Origin of the sequence: Brevibacterium limosum (assembly GCF_011617705.1) — a bacterium.
In the GTDB taxonomy this organism is placed as follows: domain Bacteria; phylum Actinomycetota; class Actinomycetes; order Actinomycetales; family Brevibacteriaceae; genus Brevibacterium; species Brevibacterium limosum.
The window spans coordinates 591,612-616,747 of sequence record NZ_CP050154.1 but is presented as its reverse complement, the minus strand read 5'-3'; the positions used below and the strand labels follow the sequence as shown (position 1 = coordinate 616,747).

General features: G+C 65.7%; 24 protein-coding genes and 1 tRNA gene. 12 read left to right on the top strand and 13 right to left on the bottom strand.

The window, feature by feature from the left end:
- Positions 1-13: 13 nt before the first annotated feature.
- The 6 genes from GUY37_RS02685 to GUY37_RS02660 form a co-directional block, all read right to left on the bottom strand.
- A complete protein-coding gene (locus GUY37_RS02685) occupies positions 14-775 on the bottom strand; it encodes a response regulator transcription factor (RefSeq protein WP_166821908.1) in 762 nt (253 codons plus the stop codon).
- On the bottom strand, positions 775-2,298 hold the full coding sequence (locus GUY37_RS02680) for a sensor histidine kinase (RefSeq protein ID WP_166821905.1): 1,524 nt from the start codon (positions 2,296-2,298) through the stop codon (positions 775-777). Before GUY37_RS02680 ends, GUY37_RS02685 begins: the two co-directional genes overlap by 1 nt.
- A gap of 103 nt (positions 2,299-2,401) precedes the next feature.
- Complete coding sequence (gene gabT, locus GUY37_RS02675) at positions 2,402-3,766, bottom strand: 4-aminobutyrate--2-oxoglutarate transaminase (RefSeq protein WP_166821902.1); 1,365 nt, start codon at positions 3,764-3,766, stop codon at positions 2,402-2,404.
- 207 nt (positions 3,767-3,973) lie between these two features.
- Positions 3,974-5,185 (bottom strand): CAF17-like 4Fe-4S cluster assembly/insertion protein YgfZ, encoded by a 1,212-nt coding sequence (gene ygfZ, locus GUY37_RS02670; RefSeq protein WP_166821899.1) that lies wholly within the window; start codon positions 5,183-5,185, stop codon positions 3,974-3,976.
- Position 5,186: 1 nt separating this feature from the next.
- Complete coding sequence (locus tag GUY37_RS02665; RefSeq protein ID WP_166821896.1) at positions 5,187-5,786, bottom strand: FABP family protein; 600 nt, start codon at positions 5,784-5,786, stop codon at positions 5,187-5,189.
- Between the two features lie 218 nt (positions 5,787-6,004).
- Positions 6,005-6,808 (bottom strand): ammonia permease, encoded by an 804-nt coding sequence (locus tag GUY37_RS02660; RefSeq protein WP_228278318.1) that lies wholly within the window; start codon positions 6,806-6,808, stop codon positions 6,005-6,007.
- Between the two features lie 114 nt (positions 6,809-6,922).
- On the opposite strand from GUY37_RS02660, the gene GUY37_RS19370 reads away from it, so the two are divergent.
- Genes GUY37_RS19370 through GUY37_RS02640 form a run of 4 tightly spaced genes read left to right on the top strand, consistent with a single transcriptional unit; the run spans position 6,923 to position 12,004 of the window.
- Positions 6,923-7,831: a winged helix-turn-helix domain-containing protein gene (locus GUY37_RS19370; protein WP_323127520.1), complete on the top strand. Its 909-nt coding sequence runs from the start codon at positions 6,923-6,925 to the stop codon at positions 7,829-7,831.
- Positions 7,828-8,877: a mycothiol synthase gene (gene mshD, locus GUY37_RS02650; protein WP_166821892.1), complete on the top strand. Its 1,050-nt coding sequence runs from the start codon at positions 7,828-7,830 to the stop codon at positions 8,875-8,877. Before GUY37_RS19370 ends, mshD begins: the two co-directional genes overlap by 4 nt.
- Before the next feature lie 11 nt (positions 8,878-8,888).
- Positions 8,889-11,033, top strand: a complete 2,145-nt coding sequence (locus GUY37_RS02645) for an RNA degradosome polyphosphate kinase (protein WP_166821889.1) — start codon at positions 8,889-8,891, stop codon at positions 11,031-11,033.
- Positions 11,030-12,004, top strand: coding sequence for an NUDIX hydrolase (locus GUY37_RS02640; RefSeq protein WP_166821886.1), 975 nt, complete (start codon positions 11,030-11,032; stop codon positions 12,002-12,004). Before GUY37_RS02645 ends, GUY37_RS02640 begins: the two co-directional genes overlap by 4 nt.
- A 67-nt stretch (positions 12,005-12,071) precedes the next feature.
- Here GUY37_RS02640 and GUY37_RS02635 read toward each other — a convergent pair whose 3' ends face one another.
- Positions 12,072-12,881, bottom strand: coding sequence for a methyltransferase domain-containing protein (locus tag GUY37_RS02635; RefSeq protein ID WP_166821883.1), 810 nt, complete (start codon positions 12,879-12,881; stop codon positions 12,072-12,074).
- A 290-nt stretch (positions 12,882-13,171) separates the two neighbouring features.
- On the opposite strand from GUY37_RS02635, the gene pstS reads away from it, so the two are divergent.
- From pstS to pstB, 4 genes are all read left to right on the top strand, one after another.
- Positions 13,172-14,272 carry a phosphate ABC transporter substrate-binding protein PstS gene (gene pstS, locus GUY37_RS02630; RefSeq protein WP_166821880.1) on the top strand — a complete coding sequence of 367 codons (1,101 nt, stop codon included), beginning with the start codon at positions 13,172-13,174 and terminating at the stop codon, positions 14,270-14,272.
- Positions 14,273-14,519: 247 nt separating this feature from the next.
- Positions 14,520-15,410 (top strand): phosphate ABC transporter permease subunit PstC, encoded by an 891-nt coding sequence (gene pstC / locus GUY37_RS02625; protein ID WP_228278456.1) that lies wholly within the window; start codon positions 14,520-14,522, stop codon positions 15,408-15,410.
- Positions 15,411-15,424: 14 nt separating this feature from the next.
- Entirely contained in the window at positions 15,425-16,564 is a 1,140-nt protein-coding gene (pstA, locus tag GUY37_RS02620; protein ID WP_166821874.1) for a phosphate ABC transporter permease PstA, read from the top strand.
- A 55-nt stretch (positions 16,565-16,619) separates the two neighbouring features.
- Positions 16,620-17,399: a phosphate ABC transporter ATP-binding protein PstB gene (gene pstB, locus GUY37_RS02615; protein ID WP_166821871.1), complete on the top strand. Its 780-nt coding sequence runs from the start codon at positions 16,620-16,622 to the stop codon at positions 17,397-17,399.
- Between the two features lie 50 nt (positions 17,400-17,449).
- Here pstB and GUY37_RS02610 read toward each other — a convergent pair whose 3' ends face one another.
- Positions 17,450-18,130 carry a winged helix-turn-helix transcriptional regulator gene (locus tag GUY37_RS02610; RefSeq protein WP_166821868.1) on the bottom strand — a complete coding sequence of 227 codons (681 nt, stop codon included), beginning with the start codon at positions 18,128-18,130 and terminating at the stop codon, positions 17,450-17,452.
- A gap of 122 nt (positions 18,131-18,252) precedes the next feature.
- On the opposite strand from GUY37_RS02610, the gene GUY37_RS02605 reads away from it, so the two are divergent.
- On the top strand, positions 18,253-18,813 hold the full coding sequence (locus GUY37_RS02605; protein ID WP_166821865.1) for a dihydrofolate reductase family protein: 561 nt from the start codon (positions 18,253-18,255) through the stop codon (positions 18,811-18,813).
- Positions 18,814-18,853: 40 nt separating this feature from the next.
- Here the strand turns inward: GUY37_RS02605 and GUY37_RS02600 are convergent, their stop codons facing one another.
- A complete protein-coding gene (locus tag GUY37_RS02600; protein WP_166821862.1) occupies positions 18,854-19,066 on the bottom strand; it encodes a hypothetical protein in 213 nt (70 codons plus the stop codon).
- Positions 19,067-19,196: 130 nt separating this feature from the next.
- On the opposite strand from GUY37_RS02600, the gene GUY37_RS02595 reads away from it, so the two are divergent.
- On the top strand, positions 19,197-19,655 hold the full coding sequence (locus tag GUY37_RS02595) for a DUF4383 domain-containing protein (protein ID WP_228278317.1): 459 nt from the start codon (positions 19,197-19,199) through the stop codon (positions 19,653-19,655).
- 82 nt (positions 19,656-19,737) lie between these two features.
- Here GUY37_RS02595 and GUY37_RS02590 read toward each other — a convergent pair whose 3' ends face one another.
- From GUY37_RS02590 to GUY37_RS02580, 3 genes are all read right to left on the bottom strand, one after another.
- Positions 19,738-20,751: an inorganic phosphate transporter gene (locus GUY37_RS02590; RefSeq protein WP_166821860.1), complete on the bottom strand. Its 1,014-nt coding sequence runs from the start codon at positions 20,749-20,751 to the stop codon at positions 19,738-19,740.
- 3 nt (positions 20,752-20,754) lie between these two features.
- On the bottom strand, positions 20,755-21,375 hold the full coding sequence (locus tag GUY37_RS02585) for a DUF47 domain-containing protein (protein WP_152346896.1): 621 nt from the start codon (positions 21,373-21,375) through the stop codon (positions 20,755-20,757).
- Between the two features lie 339 nt (positions 21,376-21,714).
- Positions 21,715-22,302, bottom strand: coding sequence for a hypothetical protein (locus GUY37_RS02580; RefSeq protein WP_227492598.1), 588 nt, complete (start codon positions 22,300-22,302; stop codon positions 21,715-21,717).
- Between the two features lie 175 nt (positions 22,303-22,477).
- On the opposite strand from GUY37_RS02580, the gene GUY37_RS02575 reads away from it, so the two are divergent.
- Both GUY37_RS02575 and GUY37_RS02570 read left to right on the top strand, forming a co-directional pair.
- Positions 22,478-23,416 (top strand): hypothetical protein, encoded by a 939-nt coding sequence (locus GUY37_RS02575; RefSeq protein WP_228278316.1) that lies wholly within the window; start codon positions 22,478-22,480, stop codon positions 23,414-23,416.
- Between the two features lie 209 nt (positions 23,417-23,625).
- Positions 23,626-23,698 (top strand) — tRNA-Lys (locus GUY37_RS02570).
- A 705-nt stretch (positions 23,699-24,403) separates the two neighbouring features.
- On the opposite strand, the gene GUY37_RS02565 is transcribed toward GUY37_RS02570, so the two are convergent.
- Positions 24,404-24,967 (bottom strand): recombinase family protein, encoded by a 564-nt coding sequence (locus tag GUY37_RS02565; protein WP_166821857.1) that lies wholly within the window; start codon positions 24,965-24,967, stop codon positions 24,404-24,406.
- Between the last annotated feature and the right edge of the window lie 169 nt (positions 24,968-25,136).

The following is a 25,136-nucleotide window of genomic DNA, read 5'->3' as shown; positions in this document are numbered from 1 at the left end:
TCGGCGGGATCGGCTATTCCGGGGAGAAGAATTTGAACTGCAGGGCGCGGACGACGAGTTGGGCGAGGTTGCGCGCGCCCAGTTTCATGCGCAGGTTGCGCGCGTGCGATTTCACGGTGGACATGGCCACCGATTGGGCGGCGGCGATCTCTTCGTAGCCGTGGCCCTGGCAGAGCAGGGCGAGCAGGTCCATTTCGCGGGCGGTCAGCTGCGGTGCCGCGCCGGGGGCGTCGGGCAGGTGATCTCCGCTGATGACGAGGTCCTCGGCCAGGCCTGTGAGCAGTTCGGGGCTTTCCCCCGCCGAGGCGGCCCGCACGATCGAGACGAGTTCCCTCTCTCCTGCCGTCTTGTTGAGTACGGCGAGTGCGCCGGCCTCGAGCCCACGGGCGAGGCCCGGCCCCGGTGACACGGTCGTCAGCAGCACGATACGGGCGTCGGGATCGAGGTGCATGATCGCCGCCGTTGCGTCGACGCCGCTCATTCCCGGCGGCATGTTGACGTCCATGAGAACGAGGTCGGGACGCTCTGCGGCGAAGGCGGCTACGGCCTCTTCTCCGGAGTGGACGGGAGCGAGGACGCGGAAGGCGCCTGCATCGCTGAGCGTCGCTGCCACCGCTCGCGTCGTCCAGGAATCGTCGTCGACGACGAGGACGGAGGTGCGCTCGTTGGACTCCGGGGTCTCGTCCTGGTCAGCCGGTGAAGGAGTCGCCTCCGGGTTCGCATCCGGCGTCGCCTCCGGGTTCGCCTCCGGGTTCGCTTCCGGGGCCGAAGACATCAGACGTCGACCTTGTTGCGGTCACCGCTGCGGCGGTGTTCGGCCTCCGTGCCCTGGGACTCGGAGCCGGTGTAGGAGTCGGACGTATCGGAGTCGGGCGAATCCGCAGTGTCTGCGCCGTCCACGGTCTCATCCCGGGAGATGGTGCGACCGGTGCCGACCCTCGAGGAAGAAGGTGTCTCGGTGCTGGTGTCGAAGTCGTCATCAACGACGTCGATCATGTCACCGCCACCGACAGCACCCATGGACGGTGCGGACTGCAGCGAGTCTGCGGTTCCGGTGGAGGGGGTCGATGCTCCGGTGGAGGGAGCCGTTGCGGAAGATGAGATGAATCGGATCGGCAGGGCCACCTCGACGACGGTGGTCTTCCGGTCCTCCGCGCTGACCCGGCAGACGCCGCCCACGGCCGTGGCACGGCGGGACAGCGACCGCGGGGCCTCGGTCAGCTCGGTCGGGGATTCGTTCGTGCTGCGGCAGATCAGTTCGGCCCGGTCGCCGCTCTCACCTCGCATTTCGACGGCCAGGGTGGCCGGGGTGCCCGGGGCGGAGTGGCGGATGACGTTCGTGGCGAGTTCGAGCATGACGGCCCGGAAATGGTGCGACAGCGTGCCGGTCGCATGGGTCGGCAGGACAGAGAGTTCGGTGGTCAGCGGAACGGAACCGGCCGCGCACCCGTCTTCGATCGCGGTCGTCAGCTGCTCCGCCTCGGCGCGGAATCGGATCCGGGAGGCGGCGGAGTCGGTGCAGCTCTCGGTCTCCCACTTGCTCAGGCTCGTCACCAGCTGCCGGAGGCGCTTGGTGGCTTCGGCGTTGACCAGCGTCAGCTCGGCGAGGAGGCGGTCGGCGGTCTCGGCATCGCCTTGCTTCGCCAGAGTGCGGATGATCGCGGATTCGGTGGTCAGGGAGTGCGAGATGGTGTCGTGCATATCGCTGGTGAACCGGGCGCGCATCGCGTCGAGTGACTTCTGGTGGTCGACGGCGGCACGTTCGCGACGGTCGATCTCACGGCGGATCCGAGCTTCGACGAAGGACGCGCACAGACCGAGGATCGAGTAGGTCAGCCAGCCGTAGCCGAGGTCGGTCAGCCCTTCGAAACCGGCATCATAGGATCCGAGCCTGGTCGATGCGCCGAGGTAGACGGCCAGTCCGATGGTGCCCAGCGCGAAGCCGATCCAGCGGCGGCGGCTGATCAGGACGGCGGCGGCGAGGATGAGCGCCTCGGGGAACATGTTCTCCAGATCCGGGTAGACCATGGAGAACACGATGCCCAGTCCGGTCGTCGCGATGACGATGCTCAGCGGCAGGAAGCTGGCTAAGACGATGAGCCCGTAGGCGAGGATGAGCAGCGCCGAGTAGCGGGGTTCGGTGATCTCGAAGGACCCGGGCACCAGGATCGTCAGACCCATGATGAGAGCCAGCAGGCGGATCGGCAGATCGATGAAGCGCGGTCCCCTGAGGAAGTGCCACACTCGGGCCGGGACGCTCGCGGACGAGCCGGTCGATCCGTCGATTTCTGAAGTCATGGCCCCTATTGTGCTACAACTGCATCCCCCGAACTACCTGACGGCGGCCCAGCAACCTCGCGCGAGGTTGCTGGGCCGCCGTCAGGTAGTAATTGGGGTGGAGTTAGGCCAGGAGTTCGGCGAGGGCGGCCTCGATGACGTCGAAGGCGTCGTTCAGGAGCTCGTCGGAGATCGTCAGCGGCGGCAGGAAGCGCAGGATGTTGCTGAAGGTTCCCGTGGTGAGCACGAGGACACCGTTCTTCGCGCAGTGGTCCGCGATCTTCTTCACCAGGTCCGCGTTCGGCTCGATCGAATCGTGCTCGACGAACTCGGCGGCGATCATGGCGCCGCGGCCGCGGATGTCGCCGACCTCGGGGTACTTCGACTGCAGCTTCGTCAGACGGTCGACGATGATCTCACCGATGGCAAGTGCACGCTCGGGCAGTCCGTCCTCTTCATAGGCGGCGATGGCGCCGAGTGCCGCGGCACAGGCGGCGGGGTTGCCTCCGTAGGTTCCGCCGAGGCGGCCCGGTCCGACCGAGTCCATGATGTCCGCGCGACCGGTCACGGCCGACAGCGGCAGACCGCCGGCGATGCCTTTGGCCGTGGTGATGAGGTCGGGCACGATGCCCTCCCACTCGGAGGCGAACATCTTGCCGGTGCGGGCGAATCCGGCCTGCACTTCGTCGGCGACGAAGACGATGCCCTTTTCCCGGGCGTAGTCGACGAGCGTGGGCAGGAAGCCCTCGGCCGGGACGATGAAGCCGCCCTCGCCCTGGATGGGCTCGATGACGATCGCGGCGACGTATTCGGAGCCGATCTGCTTTTCGATCATCGTGATGACGCGCTTGGCTGCGTCCTCACCGCTGATCTTCGTGGCGGCCGCATAGTTGTCGCGGTACGGGTAGGACATGGGTGCGCGGTAGACCTCACCGGCGAAGGGACCGAAACCGGCCTTGTAGGGGGCGGCCTTCGCGGTCATCGCCATGGTCAGGTTCGTCCGACCGTGGTAGGCGTGATCGAAGACGACGACAGCGTCGCGGCCGGTGTGGGCGCGTGCGATCTTCACGGCGTTCTCGACGGCCTCGGCACCGGAGTTGAGCAGCACGGTGCGCTTCTCGTGGTCACCGGGGGTGAGGCGGTTGAGGGCTTCGGCGACCTCGACGTAGCTCTCGTAGGGGTTGACCATGAAGCAGGTGTGGGTGAAGGCCTCGAGCTGGGCCTTCGCGGCCTCGACCACGCGGGGGTTCGAGTTGCCGGCGGTGGTCACAGCGATGCCCGATCCGAGGTCGATGAGCTGGTTGCCGTCGGCGTCCTTGAGGATGCCGCCGCCGGCCGCCACCACATAGGCGGGCAGGCTCGAACCGACACCGGTCGCCACGGCTGACTTGCGACGTTCCTCGATCTCACGCGACTTCGGTCCCGGAATCTCGGTGACGATCTTACGTTCCTGCGGCAGAGCTTCGCCGCCAATTTCCAAAGCTGTCATAAGGGGAAGAATAGGGGTATTCGACGCTTCTTGTCACTTACCGTCCGAGGGCTGAGCAGAATCACCTTCCGCGGAGAGACGAACCCACGGATTCGGCGCAGAGAGAGTACGGAATCCGTTGCCGTGCACCGGCAGCCGAAACCTCTCTTCGGATTGCGGGGACCGGCATCGGAAACAGCGCCCGGCCCTGCTCGACGGCCGCCTGGATCAGCGGTTCTGGCTGCGGGCGTCGACGTCCCTGTTCCGTTCCGGAAGCACGCGCTCGTGTTCGCGCATGGGCACGACGATCGTCTCCTGAGCGCCGACGACGCGTTCCCCGTCGCCGATTTCGAAGCTCAGCTGCGCCCCGGGGGCAAGGTTCCGTTTGACCACGGCCAGACCGATCGGTCCGAGCTCCCAGTGCACGGTCACCGAGGTCAGGGTGCCCACTGGGCGTTCGGACCCGCGGACTTCGGCGAGCACCTCGGTGCCGGGATCCGGGGCGATATGCCCCGACCCGTCGAGATGGACGAAGGTCAATCGACGAGGCGGCTGACCGAGATTGTGAACGCGTGCCACCGCTTCCTGACCGCGGTAGCAGCCCTTGGCCAGGTGCACGGCCGTGCGCAGCAGGTCGAGTTCCCCGACGAGTGCCTTGTGGTCGATCTCGTTCCGACCCGGTCGCCAGGCGGCGATCCGCAGGGCCTCCCAGGCGTCGAAGCCGGCCATGTCGAAGTTCTTCGCAGACAGCCCCTGCAGGTCCGAGCGTTTGACGATGCCGATGACGAACGGAGTCTCGAGGCCGGGATGGTCGGTGCCGGCGACTTCCTGGCCGATGTCGATCTGCGCATAGGAGGCCGAACCGCTTCCGATGTGCGGCCACGGATCGGACCAGGTCCGGGCGACCGGCAGCGCCTCCGGCAGAGAGGTGATGGCGCCGAAGCACTGATAGTCGTCGCTGAGATCCTCGATCTCGACGCGCATCATGAAGACCATCTTGCGCAGGAAGTCCAGGGTCCCATCCGTGCTGAGATCGCTGATCGCCCACAGCGCCTCACCGTCGTCGACGAGCCTGAGCCAGCCCTCGATGCGACCGTTCGGGTCGAGCACAAGGGTTTCGGTGGACACACCGGGGGCCAGAGTGTCGATCTTCTGCGTGGTGATCGAGTTCAGCCAGGTGAGGCGGTCGGGTCCGCTCAGACGCAGCACGCGGAGATGGGCGAGGTCGACGAGACCGTCCTTCTCCTCGAGCACGCGCTGCTCACGCAGGGAGGCTCCGTAGTGGATGGGAGTCTCGGCGAGTCCGCCGGCCCCGAGCACCGCGGTGGAGCTCAATCCGCGGGCAAGGGACGAGCGCCGAGCCGCCGCGGTGGGGGCGTCGGTGTTCTCCGGCGACGGCGAATCGGAGACATCAGAATTCGGCGACACGGGATCAGTCATCTCAGGACAGCTTCTTCAATCTGGCAGAGGAGTGGGAGGCGAGTTCGTGGCCCATGGCTGCCATATCCCAGGCCCACATGAGTTCGCCGCCGACCAGGCCGTACATCCGCGTCGAGGCGGTGTACTCCTTCGCGGTCTTCGTCCGAGCCACCACGTCGGTGGCCAAATCGATGCGCGGGCCCCTGACAGTGCCGGCGTAGAGTTCCATGACTCCGTGGGGGTGAACGATCTCGGCTTCGATCTCGAAGGCGTCGTCGTTCGTGCGCAGGGTCTCGACCGCGGCGGCCGAGGTGAAGCTCTGCGGTTCGGTGGGCACCATCATGCCCGGGCCGACGTCCCCGGCGTCGTGCTGGCGCACGAGCTGCCAGATGCCGGTCTCCAGAGTCAGGGTCGATTCGAGTTCACCGGATTCGTCGAGCAGCCACGCATGTGCGGTGTACTGGAGGAACGGTGTGCCCTCATGGGCGACGAAGTCGATGCGCTGTCCGAACTGCTTCTCCGGAGTGTCCGCATAGCCGACGACGCCGACGCCCTCCCATGACCCGATCAGCCAGGACAGGGGGACGAGTTCCGGATGAACCGAGGCATCAAGTTCGATCATGGGAGATCAGCGGTTGTCTTTGAACAGCGCTGTGACGACCTTGATCCCGACGCCCAGGGCACCGAGAGCGGCCAGGCCGACGAGGCTGGAGAAGACGATTTCGAGAGCAACGAGATTTTCCATGCTTCCAGTCTACAGTTCCCGGCACAGCGATGTGCATTCAGCCCACGGACGCGACCCCTGGCCGCGAACCCCGGGAACGGCCCTCGCGACGCAGCTCAGGAGGCGACGCGCTCAAGAGCGTAGACGACGACTCCGCCGAGGGCGATCGGAGCGGCACCGAGGGCGAGCTGAACGGCGAAGCTGCGGGCCTTCTCGACGTTCTTCTTCACCTCGATGTTCTGTGAGGCCTCGAGGTTGGCCGCCTGGAACTTCGCATAGGCGACGAGTCCGAGCATCCGGTCGACTGCGGCCACGAGCAGACCCATGACGACACCGAGGACGAGCGCGGCGGTCAGTGAGATCGCCGCGGAGAACACGAGCACCGACAGGATCCCCGCCACGGCTGTGGACATGGCGATGGCCAACGGCGAGGTGTAGATCGCCGGCCACGGCAGCGCGGTCATGCACTGCCCCACGATGAGCGAGGCCAGACCGATGACGATGGCCTCCTTGTCCCCAGGGACCGTGATCGCCGCGACCCAGGTGCTCGCGGACAGGACGATGACGAGACCCGAGACCTGCGCGGACACGTTCGCCACCGCATAGGAGGCACCGATTCCGCGGGTGAGGTTCTGCACGAACGTCCACAGCAGACCCAGGCCCGCCAGGACGGGCAGCCAGTCGAGGTAGGGAGCGGTGGAATCCTGCCAGGCGGCGTAGAGTCCGCCGACTCCGAAGAGGGCGAGCATGATCGAGGTCGCCCGCGGCTGCGGGGAGTCCGTCAGGCGCGGCCACCCATAGGCGACGCCTAGGACGATGAGCCCGGTCGCGAACAGGAACAGCGTATAGCCCCAGTACACGGAGGCGCTGAGGGCCAACACCAGCACCAGGGCGACGGCTACTCGAATCCATCTGATCACAGCACTATCGTGCCTCATCCGGCGACACCCGCGGTAACCCCGCGTCGGTGACGTCCCTGTCTCCGGCCGACTCTCGCTATAATCTGGCTCAGACGACGGGCGCCGAGGAGGTGGATGCAGCACATGCGGATTCTGCACATCTGCCCCGCAGCCAGACTCGACGCTCCCATCGCTCCCGAATCCCTGCAGTACCTCGGCCACCTGGTCGACCGCTGCGATCCCGACGATCTGCCCGACCAGGCGTCCGAGTCCGCCGAGATCGATGTCGTCATCGCCGATGCCTGCCTCGACCTGTCCCTGGCCCCGCGCATCGCCGAACTCCTCACCGAGGCGCGGATCACCGCACCAGTCATCGTCGTCCTCGGCGAGGGCGGACTGGCGACGGCCTCGGCGAAATGGAACGTGGCCGATCTCATCCTCACCACGGCCGGCCCCGCCGAGGTGGAAGCACGGCTGCGCGTGGCCCGTGACCGTCACGCCGCATCCTCGTCCGCCTACTCCGGCGGCGGGTTCCCCGGCGGGGCGCACGCAGGCACCGGCCGCCTCGGCGCGGCGAGCGGTGCCGGCGGATGGGGACCGGTCCGCACCGGGCGCGGGCCCGTCGGCACGTCCCGCGGAAGCGGACTCGGACCGTCGAGCCACCTCGGCGAGGCGGGCGAGGGCGGCCCGTGGAATGCCGACGGCGAGCCGATGATCGTCGTCACCGGAGCCCTGCGCATCGACGAGACCGCGTTCACCGCCGAGCTCGGCGGACGCAGCCTCGACCTGACCTACCGAGAATTCGCCCTGCTGAAGTTCTTCGCCATGCACCCCGAACGGGTCTTCACCCGCGACGAGATCCTGCTCGCTGTGTGGGGCGACGACTACTTCGGCGGCACCCGCACGGTTGACGTGCATGTTCGCCGCCTCCGTGCGAAACTCGGCAAAGACCTTGAGAACGCCATCCACACCGTACGCAACGTCGGCTACCGTTTCAGCGCCGACAGCGTCACAGACACAGACTCAGAGGACGTGACGGCATGAGAATCCAAGCCAGCGGAGCAATCACCTCCACCCCGATCGACACCCTCACCGAGGATGAGCTGACGTTCCTCGATGACGTGGCGGCAGCCGACGGCGCCCCCGAGATCTCCGGCGGACTCATGGCCATCGCCACCGGTGAGGACATCGCCCACGAGGCGCAGACCGCCTCGAGCGTGTGGCGCATCTGTTCGGACGCCGACGCAGCGGGCTCCTCCGCCGCCGCAGATGACTCCTCTGCCTCCGACGCCGGAGCCCCCTCGAATGTCGGAGCCTCGACCGGCGAACTCATCGGGTTCGGGATCCGTGCTCTGCAGGGTGATCGTCACGCCGCCGAATTCCTCATCGCCCCCGGCCACCGCGGCCGAGGGCTCGGCGAGCAGCTGCTGACGACGATCCTGGACGAAGAGCCCGAGGCCTGGTGCTGGTCCCACGGCGACCATCCGGCCGCTGCGCACCTCGCACAGAAGCACGGGCTGGGCCGTGACCGCGTGCTCTACCAGATGCGCACCGACAGCGGACTGAGCCTCGACGGTCTCCCCGCGGCCCAGAGCCCCGAGGGAGTCGAGATCCGCTCCTTCGCACCCGGCGACGAGGACGGCTGGCTGGCCGTGAACAACGCCGCTTTCGACTGGCATCCCGAACAGGGCGGCCAGTCCCGCGCCGATATCGACGCCGTCGTCACCGCCGCGGACTTCGACCCGGACACCTTCATCATCGCCGCCCGGGATGGTGAGATCATCGGGTTCCACCAGACGAAGATCACGGACACGGATGCCGAGGGCCGCCTCGGCGAGGTCTATGTCGTCGGCGTCGATCCGCGCATCCACGCCAAGGGCGTGGGCAAGGCGCTGACGATCGAGGGGATGCGGCGGATGGTGGCCGCCGGAGCCGAGACGATCGAACTCTACGTCGAATCGGACAACGCCCCGGCGCTAGGCTTGTACGAGCGACTGGGGTTCCACGTCGCGGTCGCGCACGTGGCCTATGCACCGACCTCCGTCGAGGTCTCCGGCACTGATTCTGCGAGCACGGCGTCGAACGAGTAAGGAGTAGAGCGTTGTACGACATCGCAGCGTCCGGGAAAGAACTGGGTCTGCCCGACCCGGCCGATCGATTCCTCGATCGCGAACTCAGCTGGCTCGCCTTCAACGAACGCGTCCTCGACCTCGCCTCGGATCCGGAGATCCCGCTGCTCGAACGCGTCCGGTTCCTCTCGATCTTCGCGACCAACCTCGACGAGTTCTTCATGGTCCGCGTCGCCGGCCTCAAACGCCGCATCAACACCGGCCTGGCCGTGCCCAGCGTCACCGGCCGCATGCCCGCGCAGGTCATGCACGATATCGGGGTGCGCGCATTCGAGCTGATGAGCCGGCACGCCGCGCTGCTCAAGGACGATATCGGCCCCCGCCTCGACTCGGAATCGATCACAAAGGTCCAGGTCGAGGACCTCACCGAGGACGAACGGCACCGCGTCGACGAATTCTTCTTCGGCCACGTCTACCCCGTCCTCACCCCGCTGGCCGTCGATCCGGCGCACCCGTTCCCCTACATCTCGGGCCTCTCGCTCAACCTCGGCGTGCTCCTGCGGTCACCGGATTCGGGCAAGGAGTTCTTCGCCCGCGTCAAGGTTCCCCCGCGTCTGCCCCGGTTCTTCAACGTCGCCGAGGCGACCGACCGACCCGCCGGCCGCGACGTCCCGGCCCGCTTCGTCGCCCTCGAGGACATCATCGCCGAACACCTCGGCACGCTGTTCGAAGGCATGGAGATCGTCCACCATTCGACCTTCCGCGTCACCCGCAACGAGGACCTCGAGGTCGAAGAGGACGATGCGGAGAACCTGCTCAAGGCTCTGGAGAAGGAGCTCCTGCGACGCCGGTTCGGTCCGGCCGTGCGCATGGAGATCACGGAGAACATCCACCCCCGCGTGCTCGAGATGCTCAAGGACGAATTGGGCATCCACGACTCCGAGATCTACCATCTGCCCAGCCCGCTGGACCTGTCGGGCATGTCCGATATCGCCGATGTGCCGCGCGATGATCTGCACTATCCGAAGATGGTCCCGCACATGAACAAGGACCTGTCGCGGCGGGAGTCCAGCGACCAGGTCGATGTGTTCGACGCGGTGGCCGGCCGGGACATCCTGCTGCATCACCCCTACGATTCGTTCTCCACGAGTGTGCAGGCCTTCCTCGAGCAGGCCGCGTCGGACAAGAACGTGCTGGCGATCAAACAGACGCTCTACCGCACCTCCGGCGACTCGCCGATCATCGACGCCCTCGTCGATGCCGCACAGGCCGGCATCCAGGTGCTCGCCGTCGTCGAGATCAAGGCCCGGTTCGACGAGGAGGCCAACATCACGTGGGCCCGCAAGCTGGAGCGCGCCGGCGTCCACGTCGTCTACGGAATCGTCGGCCTGAAGACGCATGCGAAGCTCTCCCTCGTCGTCCGTCAGGAGGCCGAGGGGCTGGTCCGGTACTGCCACGTCGGCACCGGCAACTACCACCCGAAGACAGCCCGCGGCTATGAGGACTTCGGCCTGCTGACACGCGACCGGGCCGTCGCCGATGATCTGACGAAGCTGTTCAATCAGCTCTCCGGCTACGCGCCCCGGTCCGAATACTCACGATTCCTCGTCGCTCCGAGCACTGTCCGCTCCGGGCTCACCGACCTCATCGACTCCGAGATCGCGATCGCGAAGGCCGGCGGTCAGGGCCAGGTGCGGATCAAGGTCAACTCGATCGTCGACGAGGCCATCATCGATGCCCTCTACCGGGCGTCTCAGGCCGGAGTCGCCGTCGAGGTGTTCGTCCGCGGGATCTGTGCCCTGCGCCCCGGAATCGAAGGGCTGAGCGAGAACATCACCGTCCGCTCCGTGCTCGGACGCTTTCTCGAACACTCCCGCGCATTCGTCTTCGGCAACAACGGCGACCCGATCGTCTACATCGGTTCGGCCGATATGATGCACCGCAACCTCGACCGTCGGGTCGAGACACTCGTGCAGATCGTCGACGACGGCCACCGGGCAGAGATCATCGAACTCTTCGATCTCGCCTTCGCCCCCACCACCTCGGCGTTCGATCTCGCCGGTGACGGCAAGTGGACCCGACGGACCCACGATGACGAGGGCGGCCTCCTCGCCGACTATCAGACGGAGCTCATCCGTCGGCACCGGAAGCGTCGGCGGATCGGGGATGAGGCGTGAGCCGCTCCGGGGTCTCCTCGGCCCAGGCGTCATCGCGCGTCACAGCCGACGTCCTCGCCGCCGGGGCCGTGTGCTGGAGGCGCGGGCCGGAAGGACTCGAGGTGGTGCTCATCCACCGTCCGAAGTACAACGACTGGTCGTGGCCCAAAGGCAAGGTCGACCCGGGCGAGACTCTGCCGGAGACCGCGGTCCGCGAGGTCAAGGAGGAGACGGGGTTCGACATCCACCTCGGCATCCCCCTGCCGTCTGCCGAATACACGGTCGGCAAGAAAACGCTGAAGAAGGTCTTCTACTGGTCGGCCGAGGTCAAGGATGAGTCCGCCTTCGCCCCGCTGAACAGACGGGAGGTCGACACTGCCGAATGGTTCCCGGTCGACAGAGCCCGGTCGAAGCTGACCTCGTTCGCCGATCGTGAGCAGCTCGACGCGCTGGAGAAGTTCGCGGAGACGGACGCGCTGCGGGCGTGGCCGCTCATCCTCGTCCGCCACGGGAAGGCGTTCCCGCGCTCGAAGTGGTACGAGACCGAGCATGTGCGGCCGCTGCTCAAGCTCGGCACCCGGCAGGCCATGGCACTGACCGGGCTGCTGGGGGCCTGGGGTGTGCGAAAGCTCGTCTCGAGTCCGTGGAAGCGGTGCATGGCGACGCTGACACCGCTGTCTGCGGCGACGGGCAAGTCGATCAAGAAGGTGTCGACGCTCAGCGAGAAGGCGACCGCGGCGAACCCGGACAAGACCGCCCGCTACATCGAGAAGCTGCTGGCGAAGGGCAGACCCGTCATCTACTGCACGCACCGGCCGGTGCTGCCGACCATCTTCTCCGTCTACGCCGCTCATGCCCCGAAACGCGTGGTGGCGAAGCTGCCGAAGGACGACCCGTACCTCAAGCCCGGTGAGGTCCTCATCGCCTATGTGCGGCCCGGACCGGTGCCGCGCATCGTCGAGATCGAACGTGTCCGGCCCATCGACAGCTAGCCGGGAGGCGCGCCCCACATCGCGGACGAACCGATTTGACGGTGGTCCGCCTCGGCGAGGGCCGGATTCAGCCGACGGTGCAGTAGGCGCCGTACATGACCGGACCGAGGAGCGTGGCGTCCTCGGCGTCCAACTCGTCGGTCAGCCGCTGCGTGAGTGAGTCGATTCCGAGCTCGTCGCCGTTCACGATCCCCTGCCCTTCGAGGTAGGGCAGCAGTGCGGCCAGGGCGTTGACCCAGCCGAAGCTCGGCGCCTCCGCCCCGCCTCCCACCGGGGCGCTCACGGTCAGGCGCGGGTCGGGCAGCCCGGCTGCGCGGAAGCCCGCGAAGAGGTCGCGTCCCATCCTGCTGTGGATCCCGAGAGAGTCGAAAGCCTGCAGCACCAGTTCCCGCACGCGCTCCAGCAGCGGCGTGTCCGCACTCGCCCAGTCATGAGACAGGTCGAGTTCGTGCATCACCAGCAGACCTCCGGAGCGCAGATGCCGTGCGAGACGCTCGAGCACCTCGACGGGGCTGCGCAGGTGCATGAGCACGGCCCTGCCGACGATCGCGTCGAACTGTCGGTCGAGGTCGAGGGAGCCGAGATCCGCCTCGGCGAATTCGATCTCCGGCCGATGCCCCAGTCGGCTCCGGGCCCCGTCGAGGGCAGTGCGGTCACTGTCGACGGCGAGCACGTGTCCGTCCGGGCCGACGAGATCGGCGGCGATGGCAGCGACGTCCCCGGCACCGGTGCCGATGTCGAGGACGCTCATGCCCGCAGCGATTCCCGCTTCGCTGTGCAGCTGTCTGGTCAGTGGGTCCAACACGACCGATTGGTCGCGCAGTCGTGAATGTTCGCCCGCGGATTCGCCGAGGACATAGCGGTTCTGTTCGGTCATGGAAGCGACCGTAGAGATCGGGGTCGGTCGGGGCAAGGAATCGACGAACCTCAGCGAGCGTGCACGCGTACCGGGCGGGCCGCCTCGGCGAGGGAATGCCGGCCCCGACAACGATCCTTTCACGAAACCGGGCCCGTCTGTGATCAAGCACTCAAAGCGGTTCCAACCCTTCGCCGCTCGTTCACTTCCCATTCACGTTCCAACTCCTTGCACTTCACGCGTGATCCTTAGCGTTGATGACGAGCAATCGAGAACTCTCGAGCTGTGTCCACAACATGAAAGGCATCTTCGTGAAGATGAAGCATCTCGCCCCCTCCGCCGCGATCCTCGCGGTCGGCGCCCTCACCCTCTCGGCCTGCGGCGGCCAGTCCGCTACCGGCGAAGAGGCCTCCGGCGGCAACAGCGACCTGCAGGGCACCCTGACCGGCATCGGCGCCTCTTCGCAGAAGGCCGCCATGGATGCTTGGACAGCGGACTTCACCTCGCAGAACTCCGGCGTGACCGTCAACTACTCCCCTGACGGATCGGGCGCCGGCCGTGAACAGTTCCTCGCCGGCAACGCGCAGTTCGCCGGATCCGATGCCCACCTCGACGACGACGAGGTCAAGGCCGGAGAGGAAGCCTGCGGCGCCGACGGAGCCTATGAGTTCCCCGTCTACATCTCCCCCATCGCCGTGACCTTCAACGTCGAGGGCGTCGACGAGCTCAACCTCTCCCCCGCCACGATCGCGAAGATCTTCAAGGGCGACATCACGAACTGGAACGACGAGGCCATCAAGGCCGACAACCCGGACGCCGACCTGCCGGACCTCAAGATCACCGCCGTTCACCGTGCCGACGATTCGGGCACGACGGAGAACTTCGCCGAGTACCTCAAGGCCACCGCCGAGAAGGACTGGGACGCCGAGGTCGACGGCAACTTCCCGAAGGAGTACGGCGGCGAGGCTGCGCAGGGCACCGACGGTGTCATCCAGACCGTCTCGGACACCGACGGAGCCATCGGCTACGCGGATGCTTCGGCGGTCGGCGAGCTGTCCACCGCGAAGGTCAAGGTCGGCGAGGAGTTCGTCGAGCTCTCCCCCGAGGCGGCCTCGAAGGTCGTCGACGCCTCGGAGAAGGTCGAAGGCCGCAGCGAAGGCGACCTCGCCTTCGACCTGGCCCGCGACACCTCCGAGTCCGGTGCCTACCCGATCGTGCTCGTGTCGTACCACCTCGTCTGCTCGTCCTACAAGGACCAGGAGACCGTGGACATGGTCAAGGCGTGGGAGAAGTTCGTGGTCTCGGTGGAGGGCCAGCAGTCCGCCGCCGATTCCGCCGGGTCCGCCCCGCTGTCGGACGACCTGCGCACGCAGATCGAAGAAGTCATCGACTCGATCAGGGTTGCAGGCTGATTTCGGCCTCTGACCTGGAGACATAGCCAGTCGGGAGCGGCGCAGAAGCCCTGCGCCGCTTTTCCGCGCCTGTGGCACCACCCCAGTTCCACCACAAGTCACATGAGGAGCACTTGTGCCGACCAGCACACAGACCACTGAGCCGGGCCCCACAGGGCCGGGCTCCACGCCCGAGTCCGGGCAGAAGCCGCAGAGCAGCAGTCCCGCGCCTCGGCAGCAGAAGGCCGTCGTCCGGCCCGGCGACCGCATCTTCTCCGCGGCCACGCTCATCGCCGGCATCTTGATCCTGGTGATCCTCGCCGGGGTCGCCCTGTTCCTTCTCGCACAGTCGAAGGACACCATCGCCGCGCAGATCAGCGATCCCTCCCAGATCACCGGCGGCAAGGGCTTCCTCTCCTATGTCTGGCCGCTGGTCATCGGCACGCTCATCTCCGCGGCCCTCGCGCTGTTCGTCGCCACCCCCTTCTCATTGGGCATCGCACTGTTCACCACGCATATGGCCCCGCGCAGGCTCGCCCCGGTGCTCGGCTACGTCATCGATCTCCTCGCGGCCATCCCCTCGGTCGTCTACGGCCTGTGGGGCATCGCGCTGGCCGGAAACCTCACCGGCTTCTACCTCTGGCTGTCGAAGTGGTTCGGCTGGATTCCGATCTTCGCTCCGGCCGAAGACGGATCCGTGTCGCAGACGGGACGCACGCTGATCACCGCCTCACTGGTGCTCTCGATCATGATTCTGCCGATCATCACCTCTCTGACCCGGGAGATCTTCCTCCAGACCCCGCGCCTGCAGGAAGAGGCGGCCCTGGCCCTCGGCGCCACCCGCTGGGAGATGATCCGCATGGCAGTGCTGCCCTTCGGAAAGTCCGGAATCGTCTCGGCCACCATGCTCGGACTCGGCCGCGCCCTCGGTGAGACCATGGCTGTGGCCATGATCCTCTCGCCCGGCGTCCTCACCGCCTCGCTCGTCGTCAGCGGCAATCAGACCATCGCATCCGAGATAGCGCAGAACTTCCCCGAGGCCGCGGGTCTGCGCCTGTCCGAGCTCATCACGGTCGGCCTCGTGCTCTTCGTCATCACCCTGCTGGTGAACATGGGAGCCCGCGCCATTGTCGCCCGCACCTCGGTGAAGGGAAGTTGAGAACGATGACCACCATGAACACCACCACCGAGGCGGCTGCATCGAAACCGCGGAAGCTGACCTCGAAGCAGCTGCCGAAAGCCACCCCGTGGATCGTCGCCGTCGCCTCGATCCTCGTGGCGATCCTCATCAGCTTCATCGCGTTCGGCGGCTTCAACATCCCCGTCGTGGCCGTCCTCGCCGGGCTCATCAACGCGTTCGCGATCTTCGCGGTCTCCGCGGCCTACGAAGGCCGCCGCAAGGCCGTCGACCGGATCGCGACGACCGTCGTGACCTCGACGTTCGTCCTCGCATGCGTTCCCCTCATATCGCTCCTGTGGCTGACCGCGTCCAAGGGCGGGGCCGCCATCAGCGGCGACCTGCTCACCCGCACCATGCTCGGGATGAAGGGCGTCCTCGACCAGCAGTACGTCGCCGGTGAGGCGACGCTGGCCGGCGGCTTCTACCACGCCATCGTCGGCACCGTGCTCATCACCGCGGCCGCCTGCATCATCTCGATCCCGGTCGGCGTCCTCACCGCCATCTACCTCGTCGAGTACTCGAACAAGAACCGCCTGGGCAAGGCGATCACCTTCCTCGTCGACGTGATGACCGGAATCCCCTCGATCGTCGCCGGCCTCTTCGCCTTCGCTCTGTTCTCCACCATCGCGAATGTGCTCATGCCCGCGTCTGCGGGAATTGCGAAGACCGGCTTCACCGCGGCCGTGGCGCTGTCGGTGCTGATGATTCCGATCGTCGTGCGCAACACGGAGGAGATCCTCCGCCTGGTGCCGATGGATCTGCGTGAGGCCTCCTATGCTCTGGGCGTGCCGAAGTGGAAGACGATCGTGAAGATCGTTCTGCCCACCTCGGTGTCGGGAATCCTCTCCGGTGTCACCATCGCCATCGCCCGCGTCATCGGTGAGACCGCACCCATCATGGTCACCGCCGGATTCGCCAAGACACTCAACTGGAACCTCTTCTCCGGCTGGATGTCGACGCTGCCGACGTTCATCTACGACTCGCAGCTGCGCCCGGTCTCGCCGGGAGCCGCCGCCCTGGCCAGCTCGGAACGCGCCTGGGCCGCGGCCCTCGTGCTCGTCGCCCTGGTCATGGTGCTCAACCTGCTCGCCCGCATCATCGCGAAGGTACTCGCACCGAAGGCCGGACGCTGACCGGCGACTGCCCACAGACTTCCAGACTCACCCATTTCCACGGATAGGAAACACAATGTCCAAGCAGATCGACATCAAGGATCTCGACATCTTCTACGGCGACTTCCGCGCCGTCGACGGAGTGCAGATGCAGATCAAGCCCCGCTCCGTCACCGCCTTCATCGGCCCCTCCGGCTGCGGCAAGTCCACCGTGCTGCGCACCCTCAACCGCATGCACGAGGTCATCCCCGGTGCCAGCGTCTCCGGTGAGGTGCTCATGGACGGCAACGACATCTACGGCACCGGCGTCGACCCGGTCAACGTCCGCCGCGAGGTCGGCATGGTCTTCCAGCGCGCGAATCCGTTCCCGACGATGAGCATCAAGGAGAACGTGCTCGCCGGTGTGCGCCTGAACAACAGGCGCCTGTCGAAGTCCGAAGCCGACGATCTCACCGAGCGTGCCCTGCGCGGCGCGAACCTCTGGAACGAGGTCAAGGACCGTCTCAACCTGCCCGGTTCGGGGCTCTCCGGCGGTCAGCAGCAGCGCCTGTGCATCGCTCGTGCCATCGCCGTCGAGCCGGAGGTCCTGCTCATGGACGAACCGTGCTCGGCTCTCGATCCGATCTCGACCCTGGCGATCGAGGACCTCATCAACGACCTCAAGGACAAGTACACGGTCGTCATCGTCACGCACAATATGCAGCAGGCCGCTCGCGTGTCCGACAAGACCGCGTTCTTCAACATCGCCGGCACCGGCAAGCCCGGCAAGCTCATCGAGTTCAACGAGACCTCGACGATCTTCTCGAACCCGGACAAGGAAGAGACCGAGAACTACATCTCCGGCCGCTTCGGATGATCTGAGGCTGCGTCGCAGAGGCGATGCGCATCACTAAGTGGTCGTTCTGGTCACGCTCTGCTCGGTGGGGCGTGACCAGAACGACCACTTTGCGTCGGCCTGACCGGGTCGTCGAGTGGCGCTCGGAAGGCACGGACGAACTCGGGCAGCAGGGCTTCGTCACCGGCGACCGTCACCGTTCCAGCTGCCACGGCCGACTCCGCTTCGCCGTCGGCAAGCAGACCCCTCAGGCCCGGGCCACCGATGAAGAGCTGTGCGTTCGGATCAGCGCCTTCGGCCACGTCCATGCCCGACTTGTGCACGACTGCATGTGCCACTGCCGGCCCCGCGGTCACCTCCACGATGAATGGCCGCACTCTCGCCTCGGTTCGGGACGTCAGCAGAGCCGCAGCCAGCGAACTGTCGGTGGGCGCTTCATCCTCGCGAGGAGCGGCCAGACGACGTGACCCCCAGCGGCCGAGTTCGATGAGCACCGGGCCGAGATCCGCACCGTACTCGCTGAGTCGATAGACGACGCTGCGCCCATCGATGCTGCGCTCGACGATCTCGGCAGCTTCGAGTTCGCGCAATCGAGTGGTCAGCAGGTTCGACGGGATGCCGGGGATACCCTGCCGCAGTTCATTGAAGCGCTTCGCGCCCACGAGAAGATCGCGGAGGATGATCAGGGACCATCGCTCGCCCAGAACCTCGGCCGCCCTGGCCAAACCGCAGTACTGTCCGTACGACTTCATGATTGACAGCCTAACAGCGATAGTTCATTATTAAAACTGAGGTTCATTTTTTATACTGATATGGACTGCTCCAAGCTCGGCACGCACAAGACTCGAACACGACACTCAACGAGGAGATCATCATGAGCCGCACCGTCATCGCCGCACTGTTCCAGTCACTCGACGGCATCGCATCCGACCCGTTCAACTTCCAGTTCGACTCATTCGATCACGAGGTGGGCGAATGGATGACCACGGCCATCGGAGGAGTCGACGACTGCCTTCTCGGCCGTGTCACCTACCAGGAGTGGGAGAACTACTGGCCGAACCACACCGAAGGCGAGGACGCACCGTTCGCCGACTTCATCAACTCGACGCCCAAGCACGTGGCCTCGACGACTCTGTCGCAGGGGGATCTCCGATGGGAGAACTCCACGCTCATCCAAGGAGACCTCGTCGATTTCGTCCGTGATCTCAAAGGCACCGACGGCGGCAAGATCGCCGTCGAAGGGTCGATGTCGGTGGTCCGCCAGCTCGTCGAAGCCAGCCTCGTCGACGAGCTGACTCTGGCCATCCATCCGGCCCTCGCCGGCAGCGGACGATCTCTCTTCGAAGGAGGAACGACGACTCGGTTGGCACTCAAGGACGTGCAGCGCACCAGCAGAGGCAATCTGCTGGCCACGTACGGACCTTTCGTCGGCTGACCGTGAGAGCTCCCTGTTCGTGTGTCACTTCTCCGCCTCATCAGGCCGCCCGCGGTTCCAGTAGGAAAAGCTCGCCCAACCGGGGGCCCACGGCCCCGACAGGGAAGATGAGCGTCGGCCCTTTCGCCGCCCACCAGCTGTCGGCGAAGACCTCGGGGGTGCCGGCGAAGACTCTGCGCACCAGTCGAACTCCGCAGGTGACGATCGCCAGCGACACGACCGTGGCAGGAACCGTCGCCAGAGTGATCGGCACCCGTTTCCCACCCAGAGGACCGAGCCATCGACTGGCATGAGGACGCTGCCGAGAATCTGCGCGCAGCAGCCATCCGAATCGACTTCTGCTCCGAATCGTCGATACCAGTCACCTTTGGGAAAGGATCGTCATGAATATCTCGATGTCGTCGCAGTCGCCCGCCGCCTCACGCAGTGCGCGTTCGCAGGTGCAGATGGTCGCCGGGCTCTTCGGCGCCGTGTTCCTGCTCGTGGGCATCCTCGGATTCGTCCCTGGGATCACCGCAAATCTCGGCTCGATCAGCTTCGCCGGACATCACACGGATGCGGCGCTGCTCGGTCTCTTCCAGGTCACGGTGCTCCACAACATCGTCCACCTGCTCTTCGGAATCGTCGGAATGCTCGGACTCCGCTCGCGCGCGCTGGCGAAGAACTATCTCATCGTCGGCGGCATCATCTATGCGGTGCTGTGGATCTACGGCATGGTGATTCCGATGGAGTCGATGGGCAACTTCGTCGGGCTCAACACCGCGGACAATTGGCTGCACTTCGTCCTCGCCGCGGCCATGATCGCCACCGGCTTCGTCTTCGGACGGAAAGCGCGCAGCTGATTCGTCAGCGATCTCGTCAGGCTCGGCCCGGACTCCTCCGAGCTCCGGGACCGGGCCCCGTTTCGCAGCATCGCACGGGAGGTCAGAGCCCGACGGCGGCCTTGACGACCCATCCGAGCACCACCGCAAGCAGCGCTGCGGCCGGGATCGTCAGCAGCCAGACACCGAACATCGGCAGAAAGTACCGGGCTCTGGCGTGGCCTCTGCGCCCGGCGTACTGGGTGCCGAGGATCGATGAGCCGAGCACGAAGGTCAGTGACACGGGAACTCGCATGATCAGGGCTGCGGTGTACATGAGGATCGTGGCCGCACCATCGGCGACGGAGGATTTGAGCGGATCGAGTCGGACCATGCGCACCGACAGCGTCTGCACCACTCGCCATCCGCTCAGTCCGGTGCCCAGAGCCAGCGCCGCGGCGATGAGGAGGCGCACCGGCCAGGAGATCTCGACGATGGACAGACCGTCCTGCGGGGTAGCCTCGACGGCGAGGACGCCGACCATGACCAGCGCCGCGACCTTCTGCGCATCCTGGACTCCGTGGACGAGCGACAGGGCCGCCGTAAGCACGGAGTCGACCATGCGTGCGCCGCGGAACAGCGGCTTCGGCGGGGTGGAGGCGAGTGCCTTCGACATGACGAGCGTCAGCACCCAGGCCAGGATGAATCCGAGGATGGGTGAGAGCACCAGCGGCCACACCACGGAGTCCATCGCCTCACCGGTATTGACGGAGAAGCCGAAGACGATACCCGCGCCGAGCAGACCGCCGATGAGACAGTGGGTCGACGACACCGGCAACGCCAAATAGTAGGTGAACAGGCTCCAGGTCGTCGCCGCCACGAAGGCGATGATCAGGCTGGTGAGGATGAGGTCGGCCGAACCGGAGAAGAGCACGATCTGATTGGCCACCACGATGGCGATCCCCTCACCGAGCAGCGCCCCGATGAAATTGAAGATGACGGCCAGGCTGAGCGCCCAGCCGAGGCGCATCGCCCGTCCGACGACCGCGTTGCCGACGGTCAGGGCGGCGTCATGGAAACCGTTCGAGCCGGCGAAGATCACCGCGGCGACGATGACGGCCGCCAAGAGCAGCTCCACGAACTACGACTCCTTGATCGCGATGGCGGCGACGACCTTGCCGAGTTCGGTGAACCCGTGGGCGGCTCGGACGAAGGCCTGACCGAGTTGGGACACGGCCGCCATGTAGGTGAGCCCGCGTTTGGAGTTCGGCACCGCGTCCGACATGCGCCACTGCAGACTTTCGACCTGATAGGTCAGCCGGTTGATCGCGTCGACGTAGTCCCACTGGTCGAGTTTGCCCGGCAGCCTGGTGATCATCCGCGAGGTGTGGTCGGTCTGGTTCGACAGAACGGCCAGGGTCTCGGGGACGCCGGAGGGCAGCGGGTCGAAGGCTCCGGAGGCGAGAACGTATCCGACTCCGTGGAGCCGGTGGCAGATCTCGCGCATGTGGTGGCTGAGCAGGTAGAGGTCGTAGCGGTCGAAAGGAGTGATGTAGTTCTCGCGCAGCGCACGCAGCATCGCGCCCATGTCCTCATCGGCTTTGTCGCCGATCTCGCGGAGGCGGTCAGCGACGTCCCGTCGTTCGCTGATTTCGATTCCGGAGAGTTCGGCGAGCACCAAGTTGCACTGCCGCATCTGAGAGACGAGATCGGACAACCGCTCGTAGAAGACAGTGTCCTGCGGTACCCGCTTGAGCCGCATGCGCTCCTCCTGCCCGGGGCCCGGACGAGCCGGACGAATATGCATGTTGCCTAGGTGGTATGTGCCGGACGCTGGACCGAGAGCGCCTCTCGGCGGAAGGCCGCTCGAAGCGGCTGAATTTGGAGCCCGGGGCTTCAGCGATCCAGCGTCCGGTGGCCCGAAGGCCACCTCCTACGATACTCGTTCACGCTCATGAATCCACCGCCGAGGCGGCCCGACGGTCGTTGAGAATCTCACAGTCGGTGACGGGTCGGGTGGGAATATCCGGTCCCGACGGGGATCGGGCCCACGCGATCGGTCGCGGCCGCCTCGGTGTGGGCAAGGTCGGTGATCCGACGATCAGTCGAGGCCGCCTCGGCGATGGGCGACGGCGGCGTCGGACAGATCTTGGGAGAGTTGGCGCAGGCGGGCACCGGTGCCGTGGTCGTCGGTGCCTGCCGCGCAGATGCCGACGAAGGCGGCGGCGCGCAGCAGGGCGATGACGACGTCGCCACGGAAGGCGCCGACGAGGATCTCGTCGATGGCGTGGGCCACTTCATCGGGCCCGGCGGGCAGTTCGACGCCGGCGAGGATCTCGTCGTAGCCGATGCCCTCGGTGATGCGGCGCTGGCCGGCGGAGAACATCTCGGAGAGTTCGCGGGGTGCGGATCTGATCCATTGGCGCAGCGCGTAGAGGCGCCACAGTGCGCCAGGTGCGGAGACGGCGGGGGCGGCGGACCACATCTCGGCGATGATCTCGAAGCCGATGTCATCGGCGAGTTCAACGAAGCGCCTGGTGGCTGCCTCGTCGCGGTTGCCTTCGGAATCGCCGAGCAGCAGTGCCGCGGTGGCGTGCGAGGTCTCCGAACGGGCGACGGGGTCATCGACGGCCCCGACGGAGTCGAGGTCGGCCAAGGGGACGGGACGGTGGAATGCGCGCTGTGACATGGTCAGGGCAGTTTAGTCCTTGCGAGGGTGCGAGGACTAGGACGTGGAGCACATTCGGGCTTTCGCCGCGCGATCAGGTTCCGCTCCCCTGACTCACAACGGCCGCTATTAAACTTAGGTCTGATTCGTGTCTGCGACCCGCAGTCGCGAGTGACCGAAACGAGGAGGAACTCTCGTGGCAAAATCATCAGTGGCGAAGAAGGGCCTCGACAAGGCTGCGAAGTTGGCAGTCAATGACGACGGCACCCTCAATCCCCGCGCCCAGTCGATGTTGTCGCGTCTGCTGTCCGTGCAGCGGCCCGTCGCGCTGGCATACGTGCGCAGTCTGCGCCGCAGGCATCCGGACGCCACCCCCGAAGAGCTCGTCAAGATCATTCGCCGGCACTACCTGACCCTGACGACCTCGGGCGGAGCCGCTGTCGGTGCAACCGCGGCCGTTCCGGGTCTGGGCACGACGGCCGCCTTGGGTGTCGCCAGCGTTGAGACCGCAGGCTTCCTTGAAGGCACTGCATTGTTTGCACAGGCGATCGCAGAGATCCACGGCCTCCCGGTGGCCGATGCCAAGCGGGCGAACGCGTTGGTGCTCGGCCTGATGCTGGGCAAGGACGGAAAGAACCTCATCCAGAAGTTCAGCAAGCAGAACGGCGGCGTGGAGTCGATGTTCGGCAGCTGGGGTGCGACCGTGACCAAGCAGCTGCCTGCTCCCCTGGTCGATCTGCTCGTGCGCAAGCTGCGCAAGACCTTCATCCGCAAGTTCGCGACTCGCGCCGGCGGTTCTCTGGTCGGGCGATTGCTGCCCTTCGGCGTCGGTGCGGTCATCGGTGCCGTGGTGAACGGGCAGATGGCGCGCAAGGTCGCCGCGGAGTCGAAGGAGGCCTTCGGCGCCGCGCCGACGATCTTCCCCATCGAGACCGATCCCGAATACGTGGCTCCGAAGAAGGACCGGAAGCTGCTGGCGAGCCTGAAGTACGTTTCGGCTCTGCTCGGGAAGGTCAAGAAAGACAAGGCCATCGAATCCACCGTCATCGAGCCGACGGATCCCGAGGAGCTCGAGGCACCGGACGGGCTGCCTCGCACCTACACGGGTGAGGATCGGCGCGGACTGGAGAAGTAGGAGCGACCGGGATCGGCCGGGGTTGGCGGTCGGCAGGCCAGAGTTTCGGCTGACGGACTTCGGCGGTCGGGATTCGGTGGCCGGATTTCGGCGGCTGGCGGACTCATAGCGACGGCGGGGCCTGGTTTGAGTAATCTGGGCGCCTGCCTCTACTATTAATTCGTCTCCACCATGCATTGTCGGGCTATTCCTGCGCGTGCGGTGGGGCGGGGCCTCTAGCTCAGTTGGTAGAGCAGCGGACTTTTAATCCGCGGGTCGTGGGTTCGATCCCCACGGGGCCCACCGCGCAATACACCGCCTCACCAGCGATTATGCTGGTGGGGCGTTTTCATGCACAGCTTCCCGGACCTGTCAAATTTACCCCTGTTTCAGGGTCAAATATCGGCGAGACTTGCATTTTTCTTGCATTCTGAGGCGGCTAGATTCCCCGTTGTGGCGCGGCTTGCGCCGAGGTTGCCGTAACGGCCTCGGCTGCGTCCCGCGCTTGTGCGGCAGGCGCTAGGGTCGAGCGATCGGCAGCGAGCGGATCGTATATACCACGAAAATTCCGACTAACACCTAGAGTCAAATCGGTATTGATGCCGAACTGTGACAGTTCAGTTCGCGCAGATCACCTCGGATCGGCTGAGGGTCGAGCCTCCAGCGCCGACCGTGTCGATAACCTCGAACCCCTGGTCGCGGCGAGGTCGGGCGACTTCACTCCAGCAACTCACCAGCGCGACAGCCTCGCTACGGCGTGTCGGCCCTGGCAACTTTCCCGTACCTCGCCATAGATTCCTAATCAGGATCGAGAGGAGGTGAAAATGGCCGAGATTCCTGATAGGTGCGAATGCGGTGGATCAGTGAAGCTGATCCGACCGCGCGAGCAGAGCCTAGCCGGTGAGCGCACATGGACATGCATAAAGTGTGGCCGCGTATTCGGAGAGGTTCGCAACTAACAGCAACGGCCCCGGCATCTTCGCCGGGGCCGCTCTGTCTCGGTAGCGCTCAAGCAGCCTTGAGCGCCGTGTAGAGCGTCTGCCGTGAGACTCCGAGGTCGCGGGCCACCTCGGCTCTGGTATCGCCGTCAGCGATCCGCTGGCGAGCTTCTGCGACCTGTTCGTCATTGAGCTTCTTCGCCTTAGCGTATCGCCCCTCGGCCTTGGCAATGGCGATCCCCTCGGATTGCCTCTCTCGAATCGTGGTGCGTTCGAGTTCCGCGAATGCGGCCATGACTGTGAGCATGAATTTCCCTTGTCCGGTCTGGACGTTCATGTCCGGGGTGTCGATAAACTCGACGCTTACGCCTTTGTCGCTAAGTTCCTGGACGATTGCGAGCAGGTCTGTTGTCGACCGTGCCAGACGGTCAATCGACTTCACGCGCACCACGTCACCTTTGCGAGCGTGGCGCAGCATGGCATCGAGCGCAGGGCGCTTACGATCTTTCGCGCTGATCTTCTCCGTGAATACTTCGTCGTATCCTCCAGCAGATTCGAGCGCTTCGAGCTGCCGTGCTTCGTTCTGCTCGGCAGAGCTGACTCTGACGTATCCGATGGTCTGTCCGTTTGCCATGATGATTCCCTCTCAGTCCCGAGTCGTTCGGTCAGTCAGCTCGGAAGTTGCGTACAACGACAGCTTAGACCTGCCTTTACGTCGCGTCAAATGAATTACACTAGACATCCATTGACGCTAATTCTCGGGGCGGTGATGTCACGACGACAGACCGTCCGCAGGTATACCT